We start from the raw sequence: 19,720 nt of genomic DNA, 5'->3' as shown, positions 1-19,720 counted from the left end.
GTAAGAAGCCCTACAGGCTAAAGGTCTGCAGGGCTTTTATTTTATATGTGTTAAGATTTCGTTGCGGTCTGCTTATCCGACACACCAAGCACATCAAGCAGGAAAACAAACACCGGGATCCCGATGATCAAGCCCCAAACGCCGAAGAAATGCTGGGAAAAGATCAGGACGATGAATGTATAAAAGACTGGTAAATTTGTTTTCGATGACATCAGTTTAGGATTGAGGATGTATGCCTCCACCGCATGAATTACCATGATTCCGACAAGCAAGTAAAATACCGTCAGGAAACCGCCGATTGTAAAGGCGATCAATGATAAAGGAATCAGTGAAATAATAACCCCAGCGACTGGAATCAGTCCCAGGAAAAACACCATAAATGACAATGCGAAAATTTGCGGAAAACCGAGCAACAGCAAAATAATCGCTGTCAAGAATGTATTGATAAGTGCAATCATGAATTGTGCTTCAATAACTTTACCGAATGTGCGTGAGAACTTACTGCCAAAATATTCGATTTCATAATAAAACGGAGCAACTTTACTACTCTTGAATTGATTCGTGAATTGAATCAAGCGTGGTTTTTCGATTAGGAAAAACAAGCTTAGTATGAGAGCAATCAATACTTGCACGCTGAAGTTGCTGATATCGCTTAATGATTTAAGCAAGAAGGTAAAGCCATCTTGCAAGTAAGTCGTAACCTCGTTGCTGGTAATGATCGTTTCAATGTAACGGAAGATTGGATGATCATAAGAATCGGTGGAGAAGTTTGAAATATGCTTGATAAGCTGGCTGATCTCCATTGTTATAATTGGTAAGTATCTGACAACCCCAACCGTCAACAAGCTGACGATAAGCGTGTACAGCAGTAAGATAAGCAACGTACGATGAATTTTGACGCGTTTCAGGGTAAACTTGACGAGCCCATTCATTAAAAATGAAAAAATAAAGGTTAAGAGTATGATATTCATCATGCTCCTCATACTGAAAAGAATCAGGATGATCAAGGCAAAAATAATGACTCGTCTAACCTCTCTTTTCCTAAAAAAGTCGATAATTGATTCCATATGCAAGTTCCCCTCGTATTCCGATTAAAAGAATGATTTTTATTTTTTTATCTTATATTCTAGTATCCACTTTTATGGATGAAAATACAAGAAAGGAATCCGGGGTTTGATGCTTGGGGGATCTATTTTTTAAAAAAAATCTAACCGGATAAGTAGTAACCGACCCACATTTCTACTAGATTCCTCAGTATAATGATTTCCAGCCAATAGGAGGAATATCTTATAGACTGGCCTATTCCCCGCGGAATACAGGCTTTCTTTTCTCAGTAAAGGCCCGAACCCCTTCTTGAGCATCTTTTGTTCCAAAACATTGTTTAATAAAAGCATACTCCTGCTTTAGAATCGTGGTCAGATCCAAGTCAGGGCTTGCAGCTAGCAATCTTTTGGATAACGTTATTGCTATCGGTGGTCCTGCTGCTATTTCCTTGGCAACATTCATCACCTGTTCGAGGAACTCATGATGGGGGAATATTTCGTTGACCAATCCGACTCGTTCTGCTTCATCCGGATATATGTCCCGACCGGTTAGAATTAATTCCGCAGCCTTAGCTTGTCCAACCAATCGTGGCAAGAAATAAGTTGTCCCCGCATCAGGACTGAGACCGCGACGGATGTATCCAGTTGTTATCTTTGTATCAGCGGACATGAAGCGAAGATCACAAGCTAAGGCTAGCGCGAGGCCCGCACCGGCAGCAATGCCATTTATTGCAGCAATCACTGGCTTATCACAGTGAACGATTCCTAATGCTTGATGGCCAACCCAGCCTAAATCATCCAATTTTTGATAACGAGATGAAGTGTCTGCTTTCCTTTTCGCATAATCGTTCAAATCAAGACCCGCACAAAATCCTCGTCCGCTACCGGTAATGACAATGACACGGACTTCATCATCTGCAGAAGCCTCGGAAATGGCCTGGATAATTTCATTACTAAGTGTTTCATTTATAGCGTTTAAACGTTCAGGTCTGTTCAGTGTTAATGTACGGACGCCATCTTTTGTCTCAACCATAATATGTTCCATTCATCATTCCTCCTAATAGTTCAGAAATAGTTTGTTGTTAACCTGAAGAATATTCATTCACGTTTCTTTAAAGCTTTTTTCTATGGATAAAATCTAATTTGATGTAGATTGTTCTCTCTAAGGTGGAATTTATAATAGAGGTCATTTAAGGGTGTATCGTATTCCAGGTGACTAGTAGATTTAGGTGAGAGTCATTATTCCTGTAATTTTTCAATACCTAGATATACAGAATTCAACAGTTTTAAATAATCTGTAGATAAATCTTTCGCTGGGGTTTCAAAGTCTTCATTAATCCAACTTACAATCAAGCCAAACGTGCCGTAAGCCCAAAGAATGACGGCAGAATCCGTGTAGTTCGTACATAAGTTATTAAAGAGAGGATGTTCATTCTTCTTTAATTCATTAATTATCGTATCGACAAATTTGTTCATAAAGCCTGGAATGGATTCAGGTTTATTCCAAAGTTTATACAAGTTTTTATGTCTTAAAATGTGTTCAAAGATTGTAATTTCTTGTAGTTGCAACTCTTGAGGTGGCTTTAATATAAAGGATATCGTCCGAGAAAAATCTAATAAGGTCTCCCTAATAATCTCATCTACTAATTCTTCCTTATAATTGTAGTAATTGTAAAAAGTAGTTCGGTTAAAATCTGCATGATCTACGATATCTTTTACGGTAACTTTTTCATATGGCTTTTCTTCAAGCAACTCGATAAAAGAATTCTTTAAGCTATTTTTAGTTCGTCTCACCCTTCGACTTTCAATACTGTGGACCATTACCATGGAAAATCACCTTTCTTTTTGTTTTTTTCAACAGTTTTGGGAGAACTGTTGTATCTGGCAACAAAACATAGAAAATTAATGATTGATGTATCATCCAATGGGGTCTAAGATTAGTATTTAATAAAGCCTTTCTGAGTTGACTTCATCATTTCTTTGTTTCTATTTTACATCAAACTACAAATGAAAGCGATTACATTCAATCGACAATTTTCTCGTCTAGTAAACTCAGAAATTAGAACACTAAGGTAAAAAGATCAATGATGTTTGATAGAAAGGCCTCTCAATAAATGAAAAGGAGTGAGCTGTAAGCGCGAGAAAGTATCGTTACAAACCGTTCCATCAAGGGAAATTTATTGTTTCCCTATATGAGAAGAGTTGAAAAGGAAGTTCTATAGGAGACAGCTGTGAATATACTAATTTTAACCTTTCACTAAGACATAAAGATACTGATTGGTCAGTATGTAGCTGATTCATGTAACGAAAATACTAGTTAGTCAGTATGTACGCTGGATGATGTATTGAGGATACTGATTAGTTAGTATGCAAAGAAAGATCGCGTTTAATAAATACTGATTGGTTAGTATGTACAGCGGGTTCATTTCTAAAAGATACTAATCAGTCAGTATGTATCGGGGTAGTACTAATTTTTCTAATAGGTTAGTTCAATTTATTAAAAATATATAAGTCTAAGGAGATGAGAGGTATGGATTTCAGCTTATCAGATGAGCAACGGATGGTGCAAAAAACAGTAAGGGATTTTGTTAATAAGGAATTAATTCCACTTGAACAGGAAGTATTGAAAAATGAAAGGGAAGGAAGACCCGGAATTGCAAGGGAAAAAATTAGAGAGTTACAAAATAAAGCGAAAGATATTGGTTTCTGGGGAATAAATACGCCTGAAGAATATGGTGGAGCCAATTTAGGTCCGATGATGGCTGCATTAATTGCAATGGAGATGGGACGTACTTTTGTGCCGTTCAATTTTGGCGGATCAGCAGATAACATTTTATATGAGGGCACGGAAGAGCAAAAGGAGAAATATTTACTCCCAGTGATTAATGGTGAAAAGCGGTCCTGCTTTGCAATTACTGAACCTGATGCGGGGTCGGATGCTCGAGCGATTAAAATGCCAGCTGTGAAAGATGGGGACCACTGGGTGCTTAATGGAGAAAAGGTGTTTATCACGGGTGGAAATGAAGCAGATTTTGCAATGGTCTTTGCAGTAACGGATAAAGAAAAGGGTGCGAACGGCGGTGTAACCTGTTTCTTGGTTGATCGTGATATGGGCTGGCGCTCTGAATATATCCATACGATGGGAGAATGGGGACCGGCGACATTAGTTTTTGAAAATGTACGTGTACCGGAGGAAAATGTATTAGGTGAAGTTGGACATGGATTTAGATTGGGAATGAAATGGATTGGTCAAGGAAGATATATGATTCCAGCAGGAGCAATTGGTGCAGCGGAAAGATTGCTTCAAATGGCGATTGAGTATGCCAAAACAAGACAGACTTTCGGAAAGCCTATCGCTGAAAGGCAAGCTATCCAGTGGATGATCGCAGATTCAGCGGTGGAAATAGAGGCAGCAAAATGGATTGTTTTACGTGCTGCATGGATGGCGGAAAATGGGATGGATGCTCGACACCAGTCTTCGATGGCGAAGCTGCATGGGGCAGTTATGGCGAATGAAGTAGTGGATCGTGTGTTACAAATTCATGGTGGAATGGGCTATACAAAGGAATTACCGATTGAACGTTGGTACCGGGAATTGAGACTTACTCGTATTTTTGAGGGAACCGATGAGATTCAGCGTCGTACGATTGCTAGAAACCTATTAAAAGGACATGTAAAAGTAGGGGAATTACTATAGTCTTAGTCACGAATACTAATGATTACTAGTTTAATAAGTTCTCATGGCTTCAGGATACTGAATACTCAGTATGAAGGTGGGGTGTATGAATGAAAACAGAAAGAATTGCAGCAATCGTAGGAGTTGCAGAATCAGATCTCGGTAAAGTTTCTAATAAAAATGTTTTGCAGCTTCAAGCTCAAGCGGCAAAGGCTGCTTTGGATGAAGCGGGTTTAACTAAAGATGATGTCGATGCATTGTTTACTGCAGGAAATTGGACTTGGGCTCCTAATTTAATGTTAGCAGAGTATCTCGGCATCGAGACGAAATATTCGGATTCCACGAACATAGGTGGTTCATCATTTGAGTCGCATGTAGGACATGCGATGGCAGGGATTCAAGCAGGATTATTCGAAGTTGCATTGATTACTTATGGGAGTACGAACCGCACGAGTCCTACGAGAAACACATATAGTGCTCCTTTAACTGGCCAGTATGAGCAACCATATGGTTTACCGGGAACGGTTGGATCCTATGCTTTAGCAGCGATGCGTCACATGCATCAGTATGGAACGACTTCAGAACAATTGGCTGAAGTCGCTGTTGCTACAAGAAAATGGGCGACATTAAATGAGAGGGCTTACAAGAGGGAGCCTATCGATATCTCAGATGTCCTAAATTCTCGGATGATTGCTGAGCCTCTCCATTTATTGGATTGTTGTTTAGTGACTGATGGAGGTGGTGCAGTAGTTGTCGCATCAAAAGAGGTGGCAATGAGGACGAAAAAGCGTCCGGTTTGGATATTGGGACATGGAGAGGCGCACTCGCATAACACGATCACGAACATGCCTGATTTAACTGTGACGAGCGCCCGTGAATCGGGAGAACGAGCATTTCAAATGGCGGGAATTTCTCGGGATGAGATTGATGTCGCAGAAATTTATGATTCATTTACGATAACGGTCTTGTTGACTTTGGAAGCATTAGGTTTTTGTGAACCTGGTGAAGGTGGGCTGTTTGTAAGTGGTCAGCGGACAGCACCTGGAGGAGATTTTCCCATGAATACAAACGGTGGTGGATTGTCTTACTGCCATCCAGGTATGTATGGTATCTTCCTTCTCATTGAAGCGGTGCGGCAACTCAGACAGGAAAGTGAAGCACGACAAGTGAATGATGCAAAAATTGCTTTAGTACACGGTACTGGTGGAGTATTATCCTCAAGTTCCACGGTTATTTTAGGGAGGGATTAACATATGAATCTCCATATTCCCAAGCCCGTATACGATGAAGAATCGAAGCCTTTTTGGGAAGGTCTAAATAATGATGAATTACTCATACAGCAATGCCGTTCTTGCCATAAGAACATATTTTATCCGCGGTCCTTTTGCCCAAACTGCTTCTCTGAAGAAATCCAGTGGAAAAAAGCTAGTGGAAAGGGGAAAATCTATAGTTATACGGTTGTGCATCATGCATTCGGCCCATTTAAAGAAGAAACTCCATTTATCGTTGGAATAGTGGAGCTCGATGAGGGTGTAAGAATGCTGACACGGATTATTGGTGAGCGTAATCAAGTTCAGATTGATAAAGAAGTGACGGTCGTTTTCCAAAGAATAAGTGAAGACTTCACACTGCCGTATTTTATGTTAAGTAATGCAAATTGAATAATAAAATCTAATCCGATCATTCATAGATATGGTTTTGTCATTTAGATAGAACGGAGGAAGCTGTCGTTCTTTCGTTCTATCCCTCAAATTATTGGGCAGCGAAAGTAGATGAAGTGTAATGATGGATAAAAAGGTTTTTTTTTTACTAGGATTCATTATGTTTTTGACCATGACTGGTTATGGGATTGTTCTCCCTACATTACCTTTTATCGCCGATGATATAGGATTAACCTCTTTTGAAATGGGGTCCCTCATAACCGGCTGGGCAGTTTCTCAATTAATTACTGCCCCAATATGGGGGCGCTTTGCAGATAAATTGGGCAGGAAGCCTGTTTTGATTTTTGGATTGTTTGGTTTTGGGGTGGCTTTTCTTATTTTAATACTAGCCCAAAGCTATTGGCAATTGCTGGTTGCCCGGATTATTGGGGCTGCTTTAAGTTCTGGAACACACCCAGCTGTGTTTTCTATGGTAGCTGATTTTTCAACTCCGAAGAACCGAAATCTTTCCATGGCACAGATGGGCGCATTAAATGGCCTGGGGTTCCTATGTGGTCCGGCTATCGGTGGTCTATTTACGCCATTTGGGATTATGGTCCCCTTTATCGTTGCGGGCAGCTTAGCGTTAATCACGATACCTCTAGCGTGGATTTTTATTAGAGAGCCGATGGAGAAAGAAACTCAACTGGACGAAGAGGAACATCCATCGTTTTGGCGTTCGATCTCCATGGTGGCAAGAACCGGTTATTGGGATTTATATACGATTACGCTTGGTTTATCTATCGCTGCATCTAGTTTTTACGGATTACTAGGATATTTTATGATAGCACGGTACGATGCGAGTGCATTATATGTGAGTTTGGCTTTTAGTGCACAGGCAGGAACATCCGTTACCGTTCAACTATTTCTTCTAAAAAAACTGTATGCAGTCTTCGATGAAGAGAAATTAACCAAGATTGGCTTAAGCATTGTAACGATTGGATTTATCGCGATTGCTACAGCACCTGTTCCTTGGATGGTTATTTTTGGTTGTATTCTGACTGGATTCGGGCAGTCGTGTGTGAGACCAACAGTGATTTCACTCCTATCCAAGCGGGGGGAAATGGGGCAAGGAATCACCATGGGGCTGCAGCAGTCTATGGATAGTCTAGGGAGAATCATAGGTCCACTCTGGGGTGGGTGGATTTTTGTGTATCTTGTACCAGGACCGTTTATGACATCCGCTTTAATCACTTTCTTATTATTGGTCATGGTGTTGGTGAATTCAGGAAGACAAGTCCATTTACCAAGTGTGGGAAAAGAAAGATCTCGCATGTAGGGTGAGCGAGCCACTTAGATAATTACCAACTAAATAGACGGAAAATATAAATTATTCAATGTGTTGATTGTTGAAGAATTAGAAGTCGTTCGGTAATAAAGTTTTGTGGAGGGATACCATGCTTCTTACACAGTTATTAGAAGAGAATATTAAATCTTTCGGTGAGTACTCACTTCTCTATTATGGGGATAAATCGTATACGAATATCGAAACGAGGAATATCTCAAAAAAATTTTCGGCTTTAATTAGTGGGTTGGGGATAGCTGAAGGGGATCGAGTACTCGTTTGTATGCCAAACTGTCCAGAAGTAATCTTTTCCTATCAAGGTATTTTACGATCTGGATCAGTAGTTGTACCTGTCATGTATCTATTACATGAAAAGGAAATCAATTTTATTCTAGAAAACTCAGAAGCAAAAGCAGTAATCACTTCCTCACATCATCTTAGCAAAATACTAAGGGCCACGGATGGATTAAAAGAAAAGCCAAAAGTGATTTGCGTAGATAGTCCGAAAGTAGAAGATTTGATTCACAACCATGATGTAGAAATTATTGAATGTGAAAAAGTCCTTTCAAAAATAGATGTAACGAAAGAGCGGAGTCCTTTATTGGAAGAAGAGGATATGGCAGTTATTTTATATACTTCTGGGACGACTGGACAACCAAAAGGAGTAATCCTCACACACAAAAACTTATACTCGAACACTTCCAACGGTTTATCGCTCAGAGATAAGGATGAAGAACGAGGAACCACATTAGGTGTTTTGCCGTTGGCCCATATCTACGGATTCGGGGTCATGAATGGTATCTTGATGCAAGGTAACTCTGTCGTTATTTTTTCTAAATTTGATGCGGAGGAAGTATTTCAGGCGATTGAGAAATACAAGGTTAAATCTTTTGCGGGTGTACCGGCTATGGTCTATGCGATGGTGTATGACCCGAACGCTGATAAATATGATTTATCTTCTCTAGAGACGGTCGGTTCTGGCTCAGCGGCACTGCCGGTAAGTTTACGGAAGAAATTCATTGAAAAGTTTAATGCTGAAGTGCGTGATGCCTATGGTTTATCAGAAGCATCACCAGGGGTTGCCACACAACGGAATGATATGCCGATCAAGGAAGGGTCTGTAGGTCTTCCGATGCCAGGTGTCAAGATTAAAATAGCTGACGAAAATGGCGACGAGTTACCTGTAGGAGAAGTTGGAGAGTTATTAATCCAAGGTGACAATGTTACTCAAGGTTATTTTCGTAATGAAGAAGCTACAAGGGAAGCGTTTAAAGATGGCTGGCTATGTACTGGAGATATGGCCAGGGTGGATGAAGATGGATATTTATACATCGTCGACCGCAAAAAGGATTTAATCATTCGTGGGGGGTTCAATATCTATCCTCGAGACTTGGAAGAACTGCTTGCAAAACATGAAGCGGTCCTAGAAGTGGCTGTCATTGGCGTTCCATCTGAGAGAATGGGCGAGGAAATCCTAGCTTGCGTCGTTAAGAAGGAAGATGTCGAAGTAACGGAACAAGAATTATTAGAGTATTGTCAAATACACGTGGCTAAATACAAATCTCCAAGACAAATTGTCTTCATCAAAGAACTGCCAAGGAATGGTGTTGGGAAGATACTAAAGATGCGACTAAAGGATATGTACCGGGATCATCAATTTCAAAATTGACAAAAGCAACGGTTCTATTTGAAGGAGGAAGAGAATTTGGTAAACACTAAAACTCCATTGTTGCAGGTTGAAAAAATGACGACAGTCTTTCAAACAAGAAAAGGGACTGTTGAGGCAGTGAATGATATTTCCTTCAGTATAACTAAAGGGGAAACAGTTGCTATTGTTGGCGAATCTGGTTCTGGAAAAAGTGTTTCTGCCTTATCCATACTAAAATTATTGGAAAGTAACGGAAAGGTTTCATCAGGAGCAATCCTGTTTAATGATTTGAACCTTGCTGAGTTAAGTAATGAGGAAATAAGAAAAATCCGTGGGAAGGACATTGCAATGGTCTTCCAAGATCCAATGTCCTGTTTGGACCCGGTATATACCATAGGAGATCAAATTATCGAGACCATTAAGATTCATGAAGATTTATCGAAAAAAGAATATGTGGAGCGAGCAATAGAGCTTTTACGACTTGTGGGTCTGCCAGATCCTGAAAACAGAATACACACATACCCTCATCAATTATCAGGAGGGCAGAGACAAAGGGTAATGATTGCCATTGCACTCGCTTGTAGACCCTCATTAATTATCGCGGATGAACCGACGACGGCTTTAGATGTAACGGTTCAAGCGCAAATCATGGAACTATTAAAAGATCTACAATCAAAATTTGAAACTTCCATTCTGTTGGTGACACATGACTTAGGCGTCGTCGCTGAAATGGCAGATAGGGTTGTTGTTGTTTATGCTGGCCAGGTTGTAGAACAATCGAGTGTGATTGAATTATTTGAGAATCCGCAGCATCCTTATACGGAAGCTCTCATGAGGAGTATTCCGAGGATCGAAACTGACCGTAATCAGCGACTGCAGACAATCAAAGGTAATGTCCCAAGTTTAGATGATACTCCGACCGGATGCAGATTCCATCCCCGTTGCCAGTTCGCGACAGAAAAGTGTCGTGTGGAGGAGCCTCCAATATTTCAGGTTGCTGATAATCGGATCAGTAAGTGTTGGCTTGTCGACCCTGATTCTGACATAGAAATATCATACCCTAGCGCTACCAAGGAAAAAATAGATGAAGATGTTTATATCGATGTATCTAATCGATTAGAAGAAAAGGAATTATTATTGGATGTCAAAGGACTCAAAAAGCACTTCCCGATTACAAAGGGCATATTATCCAGAACGGTTGGCCATGTCCAAGCTGTGGACGGTGTCTCCTTTCATATCCGTCAGGGTGAAACGTTAGGGCTAGTAGGAGAATCTGGATGTGGGAAATCTACGGTCGGAAGATTAATTACAGGTCTGATTGATTCCACCGACGGAGAAGTCAGCTTTGATGGCAATGATTTAATAAGCAGTAATCGTAAAACCATGAAAGATTTAAGGAAACGAATGCAATTTGTATTCCAAGACCCTTATAGTTCATTAAATCCTCGCATGACTGTACTTGATATTATCGGAGAGCCCTTAGAAGTGCATGGACTGGCCAAGGGATTAGATAAGCAAGAAAGAGTAGGGGAATTATTGGAAACGGTTGGATTATCCAAAAATGATATGAATAAATTTCCACACCAATTCTCAGGTGGACAGCTACAACGGATCGGAATAGCTCGTGCCTTAGCTACAGAACCAGATCTGCTTATCTGTGATGAAGCGGTTTCCGCATTAGATGTGTCGGTGCAGGCGCAGATTCTAAATCTGCTGAAAGATTTACAGAAGAAAATGGGGCTTTCCTATTTGTTTATTTCTCACGACTTAAATGTAGTGAAATATATTTCTGACCGGATAGCGGTTATGTATATGGGAGAAATAGTGGAAGTCACAGATTCCGAGACGCTTTTTGAGAATCCAATGCACCCTTATTCCAAAGCTCTGATTTCTGCAGTGCCGATACCAAATCCTACGATAGTGCCTGAAAGAATTATATTGGAAGGTGAAGTACCGAGCCCATCCAATCCGCCTAGTGGCTGCAAATTCCATACACGTTGCCCAATGGCGACGGAATTTTGTAAGCAACAGAAACCTGTACTTAGAGAACTATCATCAGGTCATATCGTATCATGCCATCTGTTCGGAGAGGGGGAAGAGAAGTGGGGGAATATATTGTAAGGAGATTAATATACGGTGTTCTCGTTCTATTCATCATGGTAACCTTTGTTTTTGTTGTGATGCGAGCAGTTCCAGGTGATGTAGTCACACTCCAATTGGCAGATTCAGGTGCAACAGAGGAACAAATCCAAGCTTTAGAGACTGAGTTAGGTCTGGATAAAAGTATGATAGCCCAGCTGGGTGACTGGTTGACAGGAGCATTTCAGGGAGACCTGGGAAATTCCTTATGGTCGGGGTTGCCAGTAACAGAAATCATTGGTGATAGACTCCCTGTTACTTTACAGTTATCGCTCATGTCAATCGTACTAGCGATTTTAATCGGGATACCTGTTGGTGTTATCTCTGCTGTGAAGCATAATACGTTTATTGACCATCTGTTACGCATTACTTCAGTTGGTGGTTTATCGATTCCAAACTTTTGGTTAGGGTTGATCTTGCTGACTGGCTTTGCTTTGGTCTTCAATTGGATTCCTCCTTTGGGTTATCAATCATTTATTGAGAATCCGGTTGTGAATGTACAACAAATGATACTACCAGCGATTTGTCTAGCGATCACGCTGAGTGCCAGTATTGTTCGAATGACCCGCTCTGCAGTACTGGAAGTTTTACATTCTGATTTTATCAGAACCATCCGCTCAAAAGGCGCAAAAGAGCGGGTCGTGATTTATAAGCATGCACTTAGAAATTCCCTAGTCTCTGTCATTACATTAATTGGCCTTCAGGTAGGTTATCTACTTGGAGGAACAGTTGTATTAGAGTCGATATTTTCCCTTCCAGGTTTAGGCAGTCTTATCTTTGAAACGGTCTCCGCAAGAGACTATCCTGTTGTTCAGGCTTCTGTACTCATCTTTGGAGCGATGTTCTTGCTAGTTAACTTGTTTGTGGATGTGATGTATGGCTGGGTGGACCCGAGAATAAGAAACAGTTGACGGAGGTTGATTGACCAACCATAGAAAGGAAGTGATTCAATGTCCCAAGTACAAATAGAATCTGAGATTCCGATAAAAAAGCATCTTGCAACAAGAACAAGACTTTTAAGAGTTAAAAATCAATGTATCCGATTTATTTCCATGCAAAAGATAGGAGTGATCTCCGCTTTATTTATATTGCTCGTTATTGCTGTTGCTATTTTAGCTCCTGTCATTGCGCCTTATGATCCGGTTGCTCAAAATAGAGAAGCTTTTTTGTCAGCTCCTACGATGCAGCACTTGATGGGAACGGATGATTTAGGGAGAGATGTATTTAGTCGAATTATCTATGGAGCTAGAATTTCTTTACTGGTTGGTTTTGCTACGGTTATCATTTCCATCATCTTAGGAACAATCATTGGGATGATTTCCGGTTTCTTTGGTGGAATTGTAGATATGGTTATTCAAAGGATTATGGATTCCATCATGGCAATTCCAGCATTAATATTAGCTCTGTTTATTGCAGCTTTACTTGGGCCGGCAGTTCAGAATGTGATTATTGCTCTAGTTATTATTGAGATCCCGCGTTTTGCTCGGATTGTCCGTGGGGAAATGATGCGGATTAGGGAAACGAATTATGTAGAGGCTTCACGCTCGGTAGGTGCAAATTCATTACGAATTATCATGAAGCATGGTTTACCAAATATGATGGCGCCAATTATCGTTATGGCAAGTTTGGCATTTGGGCAAACAATCATTGCGGAAGCATCCCTTAGCTTTCTTGGGATAGGGACGCCACCACCAAATTCATCTTGGGGATTGATGCTTAGCAACGCTAGTAGATATATGGAAAGTGCCCCTTGGCTTGTATTTTTTCCTGGTTTAGCTCTAAGTCTATTAGTATTAGCGTTTAATTTGTTGGGCGATGCATTGCGAGACTTCTTAGATCCAAAACTATCCTCATAGTCTTCGAATAAAAAAAATTAAAAATAAGGGGAGGGTATTGCATGTTTAAAATCAGAAATTTATCCGCTGTGGTTTTATTTGGATTTCTGTTGTTCTTCGTAAGTGCTTGTTCTTCTTCTGATTCTAGTACCGATAGTAATGCCAATTCTGAAGCAGAGTCAGCGAATGGGGAAGCAAACACTTCAGAGCCAAAATACGGCGGGACGTTTACAATGGTTACTCCAGCTGATCCCGATACATTGGATCCCCATCGTCAATCGTCCATTTATACACATCAAATGGCTGGATTTGTTTATAACAAATTAGTGACGTATGAAACAGGGCCTGACGTTGATTTCACGGATTATAATGTCGTTCCAGACCTTGCAGAAGACTGGGAGATATCTGAGGATGGAACAGTATATACCTTTTATCTGCGAGAAGCATATTGGCATGATAAGGAACCTGTAAACGGCCGCCAAGTGAATGCAGAAGATGTCGTTGCCACGATGGAGAGGATTATTGAACTGCCTGGGCATCAAGCCGCTCTTTTATCAGAGGTAGAGAGTATTGAAGCAGCAGATGACACTACCGTAGTTTTTACATTAAAACAGCCATTTGCTCCATTTCTAAATTTTATGGCCAATCATTTTATGTGGATTTTACCTAAAGAGGCGATAGATGGCGAAGTAGACTTGACAACAGATGCGATTGGGACGGGGCCATTTGTTTTGGAGAAGTGGGATGACAATGTTCAAGCGACGTATTCACGTAATCCGAATTTCTTTGAAGAAGGAAAACCTTATCTGGATGAATTGATATATAAAGTTGTACCTGACCAGGGTGCACGTATTGCAGCATTCCGGACGGAGCAAGCGGAAGTAATAGGTGGAATATCACCAGAAGAACTAGATACCTTGGTTAAAAGTAACCCAGACATAACCGTAAGAGAAGTATTGTTTCCTACGCAAGAACAAGTATATGTAAATATGGAAAGAGAGCCGTTCAATGATTTGCGGGTTCGTAAGGCGATTAGTATGGCAATTGATCGTCAATCGATGGTAGATAGCATCTATGGTGGTGGAGAAGTGAGTGGACCAGTAAATCCATCTTTAGGCAGCTGGGCATTACCATTAGAAGAAAGGGAAGCACTTCTACCATATGATCCAGAAGGGGCGAAAGAATTACTGGCAGAGGCTGGATTCCCTAATGGATTTGATACGACCTTAATTGTAACAGATGGATATGGTGAACAACTGGTTCGTGTTGCCCAATGGATTACCGAGGATTTGAGAAATGTCGGCATTAACGCAGAAATGGAAGTTGTCGAATATGCTACTTACTTTTCTGAGAGATGGCCAAAGGTTGATTATGATATCGGTGTAGGCTATCAAACGTATTTCCAAGAGCCTGATGAATGGTTGCGTACTCAAATGCATTCTCAAGGTGCACGTAATTGGTATAATACGAAAGATTCAGATCTAGATGAAATGCTGGATGACCAACGGATGATCTTAGATGAGAACGAGAGACTGGAAAAAGTACACGAGATTCAACGATATATACTAGAGAATGTCCTGAATCCAATTCCGGTATCGACTTACTATGTGATGACTCCGCACCAGCAGTATGTGAAAAATTACGAGCCTCATGCATCTTATGGTCATATTCATATGAAAAATGTATGGCTGGATAAGGAATAGTAGGTGATGTTTATCATTAATTTTCCATCTATTCAGTTTTCTTATGGTGACAGTTGGTTTTCTAACCTATAAAATAACTTCAAAAAAGGATTTGAATGAAACATGGTGCAGAGAATAGAGAAAATAGAGCTATCCACCAATTTTCCGATAGGTCCTGTAAATGTATATCTAGTATTTGGGGAAAAATTGACACTTATAGACGCAGGGATCCAAACAGAACAGGCATGGAATGAATTAATAGCTGGCCTTCGTTTGTTTGGCCTAACCGTACAAGATATTGAGCAGATTGTACTGACCCATCATCATAATGATCATATGGGACTTTTACAATGGATTTTAGAGAAGAATCCAGTTCCGGTTTATGCGCACAAAGATACGGAGACATACCTGGCAGACGAAGCCTATATGAAATGGAGTGGAGAGTTCTTTGACCGACTTTTTGTTGAGTTTGGTCTGACTGAAGAAGTGGCAGAGAAATGGGCTTATCGTAAACGCGACCGGGATGTATTGGCAGGTTTGAAGATAGAAAAGGGACTTCAAGAAGGGGATGGCATACCCGGTTTACCTGGCTGGGAAGTAATTGAAACAAAAGGCCATTCCCAAGACCATATCTCTTTGTACCATGCTGGAGAACAAATTTTCATATGCGGAGATCATGTCATTGATGATATCCATGTTGGAATTTTTCTAGATGCACCACTTCCTGGAGAACAGCGTGCTAAACCACTGATACAGTATATAGCGAATTTGAAAAAATGCCTTAAGCTTCCTATCAAGATAACCTACTCTGGTCATGGTCCTGACATTTATGACATCAGTCGCTTTATCCATGCTCAGTTTGAACGGACGGAATATCGTGTACAACGAGTGAAAAACGTATTGGAAAAAGGGAATGCAACCGGGCTCGATATTGTGAAGAAGATGTACCCAGAACGTTATAAAAAAGGATTGATTACATTTGTTTTTGAAATCATCAGTGTTCTGGACTTATTAATGGAACGTAATGAAATTTTTGCAGAGAAGCAGAACGGGGTATACGTATACAGTCTAATTTGATAGGTACAAATGTTTTCTCAAAACAATAAATCTATGAAGGGCTATAAGGTTATAGCGCATTCATTGAAGGAGGAAGTAGGATGGCGGATCGATTTAATGGAAGGATAGCTTTTATTACAGGAGGAAGTCGTGGTATAGGAAAAGCAATTACTGAACAATTTGCAGAAGAGGGTGCGAAAGTAGCAATCATCGATATTAATGAAGAGGCATTGCAGGAAACGGAAAGGGAATTCAAGGAAAAGGGCTATGACATTCTCGCTTTAAAGGCAAATGTGGTAGAAGCGGAAGAAGTGGAATCTGCAATCAGTGAGGTCGTGAATCAATTTGGTTCATTGGATATTTTGGTGAATAATGCTGGGATTATCCGAGACAATCTTCTATTTAAGATGACGGACAGTGACTGGCAACAAGTAATAGATGTGCACTTGAAGGGTGCATTTAATGCTAGTCGAGCAGCACAAAAATATATGGTGAAGAATAACTATGGAAGAATTATCAATATATCCTCGACGTCAGCTCTAGGTAATCGAGGGCAGGCTAATTATTCTACAGTGAAAGCAGGACTACAAGGCTTTACGAAAACACTGTCTATTGAACTTGGAAAATATGGGATTACAGCAAATGCCGTTGCCCCAGGCTTTATAGAGACGGAAATGACGAGGGCTACGGCAGAAAGGATTGGTGTCCCTTTTGATGACTTTGTAAAGGCCGGTGCAAGCAAAATCCCTGTTGGTCGGAGTGGAAAGCCAGCCGATATTGCGAATGCCGTTGCCTTTTTTGCCGATGAAAAATCATCCTTTGTCAGCGGGCAAGTGATTTTTGTAGCTGGAGGACCTAAAACATAAGGAAGGGAGAAGGAATTAGATGTACAAAGATTTAATTGGTAAAAGATCGGAAAGAGTGAAAAGTACGGTTGAAAGAGGGATGGTCAGACGTTTTGCTGAAGCTGTCGGCGATTTGAATCCTATTTATATAGATGAAGAGGTTGGTAGAAGGTCAAGATACGGAAGGAATATTGCGCCACCGACTTTCCCGCGTGTCCTAAGTTCCGGTGTTGTGGAAGGGTTGAACCTTCCTAAAAAAGGACTGATACATGGAGAGCAAAATTATCATTATAAACGTCCACTGTTCGTAGGGGAAGATATCTATTCCTATTCTGTAATTGAAGATTATTACGAAAAACAAGGAAGTAGTGGGTTAATGGGTTTCTTATCAACAAAACGATATGGTGAAAATGACAAGGGAGAAGTTATATTTACGGAAGAATCCGTCATTATCATCACGGAAACTGTGAGAAAGGCGATGAAAGTATGAGTCATATTTTAGAATTAAAGAAGAATGATACGCTTGCTGTCACGCTTGATCCTGTCTCCAGAATGGACTTAATTAAGTATGCCGGGGCTTCCGGTGATTTCAATCCGATTCATACGATTGATGAAGAGGCAAAAAAAGCAGGTTTACCAGGTATCATTGCACATGGAATGTGGACAATGGGCAATTTAGCAAAATTGTTTACACCGTATTACGAGGAAGGGTTTATTCAAGATTACCAGATTCGCTTTTCAGGGATGGTCTTCCTGCATGATGTTGTTACGCTTCAAGCAGAATTGAAAGACAAAGCAGCAGACTATATGGACTTTGATGTGAAAGCAATGAATCAAAAAGGCAGAGAGATCATTAAAGGGAAAGTTCGTTTTGCGACATATCAATAGAACTGGTCCGTTGGGAAAGGCATAAGTAAAAAACGATTAGGAGTTGTAAAATATGAATAGAGATGCCGTAATTGTATCGGCGGTACGAACTGCTATCGCTAAACAGGGAGGAGCCCTGGCTAGTCTCCCCGCTCATGTTTATGGGGGAGAAGTGCTGAAAGAGGCGGTAAGACGAGCGAAAGTTGATCCAGAAACAATTGATGATGTTATTATGGGAAATGTACTGAGTGGTGGAGGAAACATTGCTAGATTAACAGCATTACAAGCAGGATTACCGATCAGTACTCCAGGACTCACGATCGACAGACAGTGTGGGTCTGGGATTAACGCAGTTGTCCTGGCTTCTCAAGCCATCCGGTCAGGAGCAGGGGATATCTATGTAGCGGGTGGAGTGGAGAGTATGACACGTGCCCCGTATTTAATGGAACGACCTGAGCGGCCTTATAGCTCTGCACCACCAAAATGGCATCGGATGCAACATGCACCAAAAGAAATTGGAAGCCCTCCAATGGGAGTCACCGCAGAGAATCTAGCAAATCAATATCAAATCTCCCGAGAGGAACAAGATGCTTTTGCTTATAGTAGTCAGCAAAAGATGGCAACAGCAATGGAAAAAGGATTATTTGATGAACAAATTGTCCCGATAAAGGTTCCGGTGAGAAAGGGAGAACCGATTGTGTTTGACAAAGATGAACACCCACGACCAAACACGAATTTGGAGGCGCTCTCAAAGTTGCCGCCGGTATTTGCTAAAGAGGGAACAGTAACAGCGGGGAGCAGCTCGGGTTTGAATGATGCAGCATCTGCCCTAGTCGTAATGTCAAGAGAAAAAGCAGAAGAACTGGGTCTTACCCCGCTAGCCGTCGTTCGGGAGTCTGCTGTTGCAGGGGTCGATCCAAACATTATGGGAATTGGACCGGTCCCAGCCACGAAAAAAGTAATGGAGAAATCAGGACTCACTCTCGACGATATGGATCTGATTGAACTTAATGAAGCTTTCGCTGCTCAAGCCCTAGCTTGTGTCAAGGAATTATCTATCAATCTTGAAAAACTGAATGTAAATGGTGGGGCGATTTCACATGGGCACCCATTAGGTGCTACTGGTGGTATACTTGTTGGTAAAGCAGTGTACGAATTAAATCGTTCAGGTGGAAGGTATGGTCTTGTAACAGCATGTATCGGTGGGGGGCAGGGTATTGCAGTTATTTTAGAGAGAGAGTGATTATTAATTGTCCTCCCTTGTATGGATAAAACTGGAAATATATTGTTTCGATGTAATATTAGTGTGCTAATATTATATTATAGAAGTAACAGTTGGGGAAAGGGCGTCTGTGATGAAGGACAAATTAATACAAGCAGCTATTGACCTATTTGATGAAAAAGGATTCAAGGGGACCTCGATTGAAGATATTACCGATAGTATTGGTGCGACTAAAGGAACATTCTATTATTATTTCAAAAGCAAACAAGAAATGCTGAAAGATATTCATCTAACCTATATTTTAGATTTACTGGAGAAACAAAAAGCAATTATTCAAGACCCGAACAAAAGCAACTATCAAAAGCTGTATGACATCATCTATTTAATCATAAGTAATATTAGAACAAAAGGAAAAAATGCTAGAATCATCTTCAGGGAAATGAGACATCTCGAAGGAGTGTATTTAGAACAAATTAAAGGGAAGAGAAAAGATTTTAGATTGAATGTCCAAGCATTATTAGAAGATGGCATTGCAAAGAACGAATTTGATCAAAATGTAAGGGCTGACATTTCTGCGTTCAGCATACTCGATATGGTCAATCGAACCTATTATTGGTACAACCCTGATGGAGAATTGACAGAGGAAGAATTGGCTGATTATTATTTAGGGTTCATCCTAAATGGAATAAAATCTAAGGAGCCTTTGTAACACATAAATTAAT

18 protein-coding genes are annotated in these 19,720 nt (G+C 40.6%); 15 read left to right on the top strand and 3 right to left on the bottom strand.

Translation table 11 applies throughout. The annotated features are described in order from the left end of the window. Positions 1-50: 50 nt before the first annotated feature. The 3 genes from ACFSBH_RS02260 to ACFSBH_RS02250 all read right to left on the bottom strand — a co-directional run bounded on the left by ACFSBH_RS02260 (position 51) and on the right by ACFSBH_RS02250 (position 2,837). Positions 51-1,067, bottom strand: coding sequence for an AI-2E family transporter (locus ACFSBH_RS02260; RefSeq protein WP_251512766.1), 1,017 nt, complete (start codon positions 1,065-1,067; stop codon positions 51-53). A 232-nt stretch (positions 1,068-1,299) separates the two neighbouring features. Continuing rightward, positions 1,300-2,088, bottom strand: coding sequence for an enoyl-CoA hydratase/isomerase family protein (locus ACFSBH_RS02255; RefSeq protein WP_251512764.1), 789 nt, complete (start codon positions 2,086-2,088; stop codon positions 1,300-1,302). A gap of 194 nt (positions 2,089-2,282) precedes the next feature. Continuing rightward, positions 2,283-2,837, bottom strand: a complete 555-nt coding sequence (locus ACFSBH_RS02250) for a TetR/AcrR family transcriptional regulator (RefSeq protein ID WP_251512762.1) — start codon at positions 2,835-2,837, stop codon at positions 2,283-2,285. A gap of 736 nt (positions 2,838-3,573) precedes the next feature. Between ACFSBH_RS02250 and ACFSBH_RS02245 the strand changes: the two genes are divergently transcribed. From ACFSBH_RS02245 to ACFSBH_RS02175, 15 genes are all read left to right on the top strand, one after another. Next, entirely contained in the window at positions 3,574-4,740 is a 1,167-nt protein-coding gene (locus tag ACFSBH_RS02245; RefSeq protein ID WP_251512761.1) for an acyl-CoA dehydrogenase family protein, read from the top strand. Between the two features lie 89 nt (positions 4,741-4,829). Continuing rightward, the gene (locus tag ACFSBH_RS02240) at positions 4,830-5,969 is read left to right on the top strand and encodes an acetyl-CoA acetyltransferase (protein ID WP_379595849.1); all 1,140 of its coding nucleotides are present in this window, start codon (positions 4,830-4,832) and stop codon (positions 5,967-5,969) included. 3 nt (positions 5,970-5,972) lie between these two features. After that, positions 5,973-6,380: a Zn-ribbon domain-containing OB-fold protein gene (locus ACFSBH_RS02235; RefSeq protein ID WP_251512759.1), complete on the top strand. Its 408-nt coding sequence runs from the start codon at positions 5,973-5,975 to the stop codon at positions 6,378-6,380. Positions 6,381-6,501: 121 nt separating this feature from the next. After that, complete coding sequence (locus tag ACFSBH_RS02230; protein WP_379595847.1) at positions 6,502-7,698, top strand: MFS transporter; 1,197 nt, start codon at positions 6,502-6,504, stop codon at positions 7,696-7,698. A gap of 118 nt (positions 7,699-7,816) precedes the next feature. Further along, positions 7,817-9,373, top strand: coding sequence for a class I adenylate-forming enzyme family protein (locus ACFSBH_RS02225; RefSeq protein WP_251512757.1), 1,557 nt, complete (start codon positions 7,817-7,819; stop codon positions 9,371-9,373). Positions 9,374-9,448: 75 nt separating this feature from the next. After that, on the top strand, positions 9,449-11,473 hold the full coding sequence (locus ACFSBH_RS02220; RefSeq protein ID WP_379595860.1) for an ABC transporter ATP-binding protein: 2,025 nt from the start codon (positions 9,449-9,451) through the stop codon (positions 11,471-11,473). Beyond that, positions 11,455-12,402: a nickel ABC transporter permease gene (gene nikB / locus ACFSBH_RS02215; protein WP_251512756.1), complete on the top strand. Its 948-nt coding sequence runs from the start codon at positions 11,455-11,457 to the stop codon at positions 12,400-12,402. The genes ACFSBH_RS02220 and nikB overlap by 19 nt, the downstream gene beginning before the upstream one ends. Positions 12,403-12,441: 39 nt before the next feature. Then, positions 12,442-13,347 (top strand): ABC transporter permease, encoded by a 906-nt coding sequence (locus tag ACFSBH_RS02210; RefSeq protein ID WP_251512755.1) that lies wholly within the window; start codon positions 12,442-12,444, stop codon positions 13,345-13,347. 41 nt (positions 13,348-13,388) lie between these two features. Then, positions 13,389-15,029 carry an ABC transporter substrate-binding protein gene (locus tag ACFSBH_RS02205; protein WP_251512754.1) on the top strand — a complete coding sequence of 547 codons (1,641 nt, stop codon included), beginning with the start codon at positions 13,389-13,391 and terminating at the stop codon, positions 15,027-15,029. Between the two features lie 102 nt (positions 15,030-15,131). Further along, positions 15,132-16,085, top strand: coding sequence for an MBL fold metallo-hydrolase (locus tag ACFSBH_RS02200; RefSeq protein ID WP_379595843.1), 954 nt, complete (start codon positions 15,132-15,134; stop codon positions 16,083-16,085). A gap of 80 nt (positions 16,086-16,165) precedes the next feature. Further along, a complete protein-coding gene (locus ACFSBH_RS02195) occupies positions 16,166-16,930 on the top strand; it encodes an SDR family oxidoreductase (protein ID WP_379595841.1) in 765 nt (254 codons plus the stop codon). A 19-nt stretch (positions 16,931-16,949) separates the two neighbouring features. Further along, positions 16,950-17,399 carry a MaoC family dehydratase N-terminal domain-containing protein gene (locus tag ACFSBH_RS02190; RefSeq protein WP_251512751.1) on the top strand — a complete coding sequence of 150 codons (450 nt, stop codon included), beginning with the start codon at positions 16,950-16,952 and terminating at the stop codon, positions 17,397-17,399. Beyond that, complete coding sequence (locus tag ACFSBH_RS02185) at positions 17,396-17,797, top strand: MaoC/PaaZ C-terminal domain-containing protein (protein ID WP_251512750.1); 402 nt, start codon at positions 17,396-17,398, stop codon at positions 17,795-17,797. Before ACFSBH_RS02190 ends, ACFSBH_RS02185 begins: the two co-directional genes overlap by 4 nt. Before the next feature lie 52 nt (positions 17,798-17,849). Next, the gene (locus ACFSBH_RS02180) at positions 17,850-19,019 is read left to right on the top strand and encodes a thiolase family protein (RefSeq protein ID WP_379595838.1); all 1,170 of its coding nucleotides are present in this window, start codon (positions 17,850-17,852) and stop codon (positions 19,017-19,019) included. Between the two features lie 112 nt (positions 19,020-19,131). Next, positions 19,132-19,707, top strand: coding sequence for a TetR/AcrR family transcriptional regulator (locus ACFSBH_RS02175; protein ID WP_379595836.1), 576 nt, complete (start codon positions 19,132-19,134; stop codon positions 19,705-19,707). The last annotated feature ends 13 nt before the right edge of the window (positions 19,708-19,720 follow it).

Origin of the sequence: Oceanobacillus luteolus (genome assembly GCF_042678205.1) — a bacterium.
Lineage (GTDB): Bacteria > Bacillota > Bacilli > Bacillales > Amphibacillaceae > Oceanobacillus > Oceanobacillus luteolus.
Note: the sequence above shows the minus strand (reverse complement) of the source record. Positions and strands in the feature narration are given on the sequence as shown.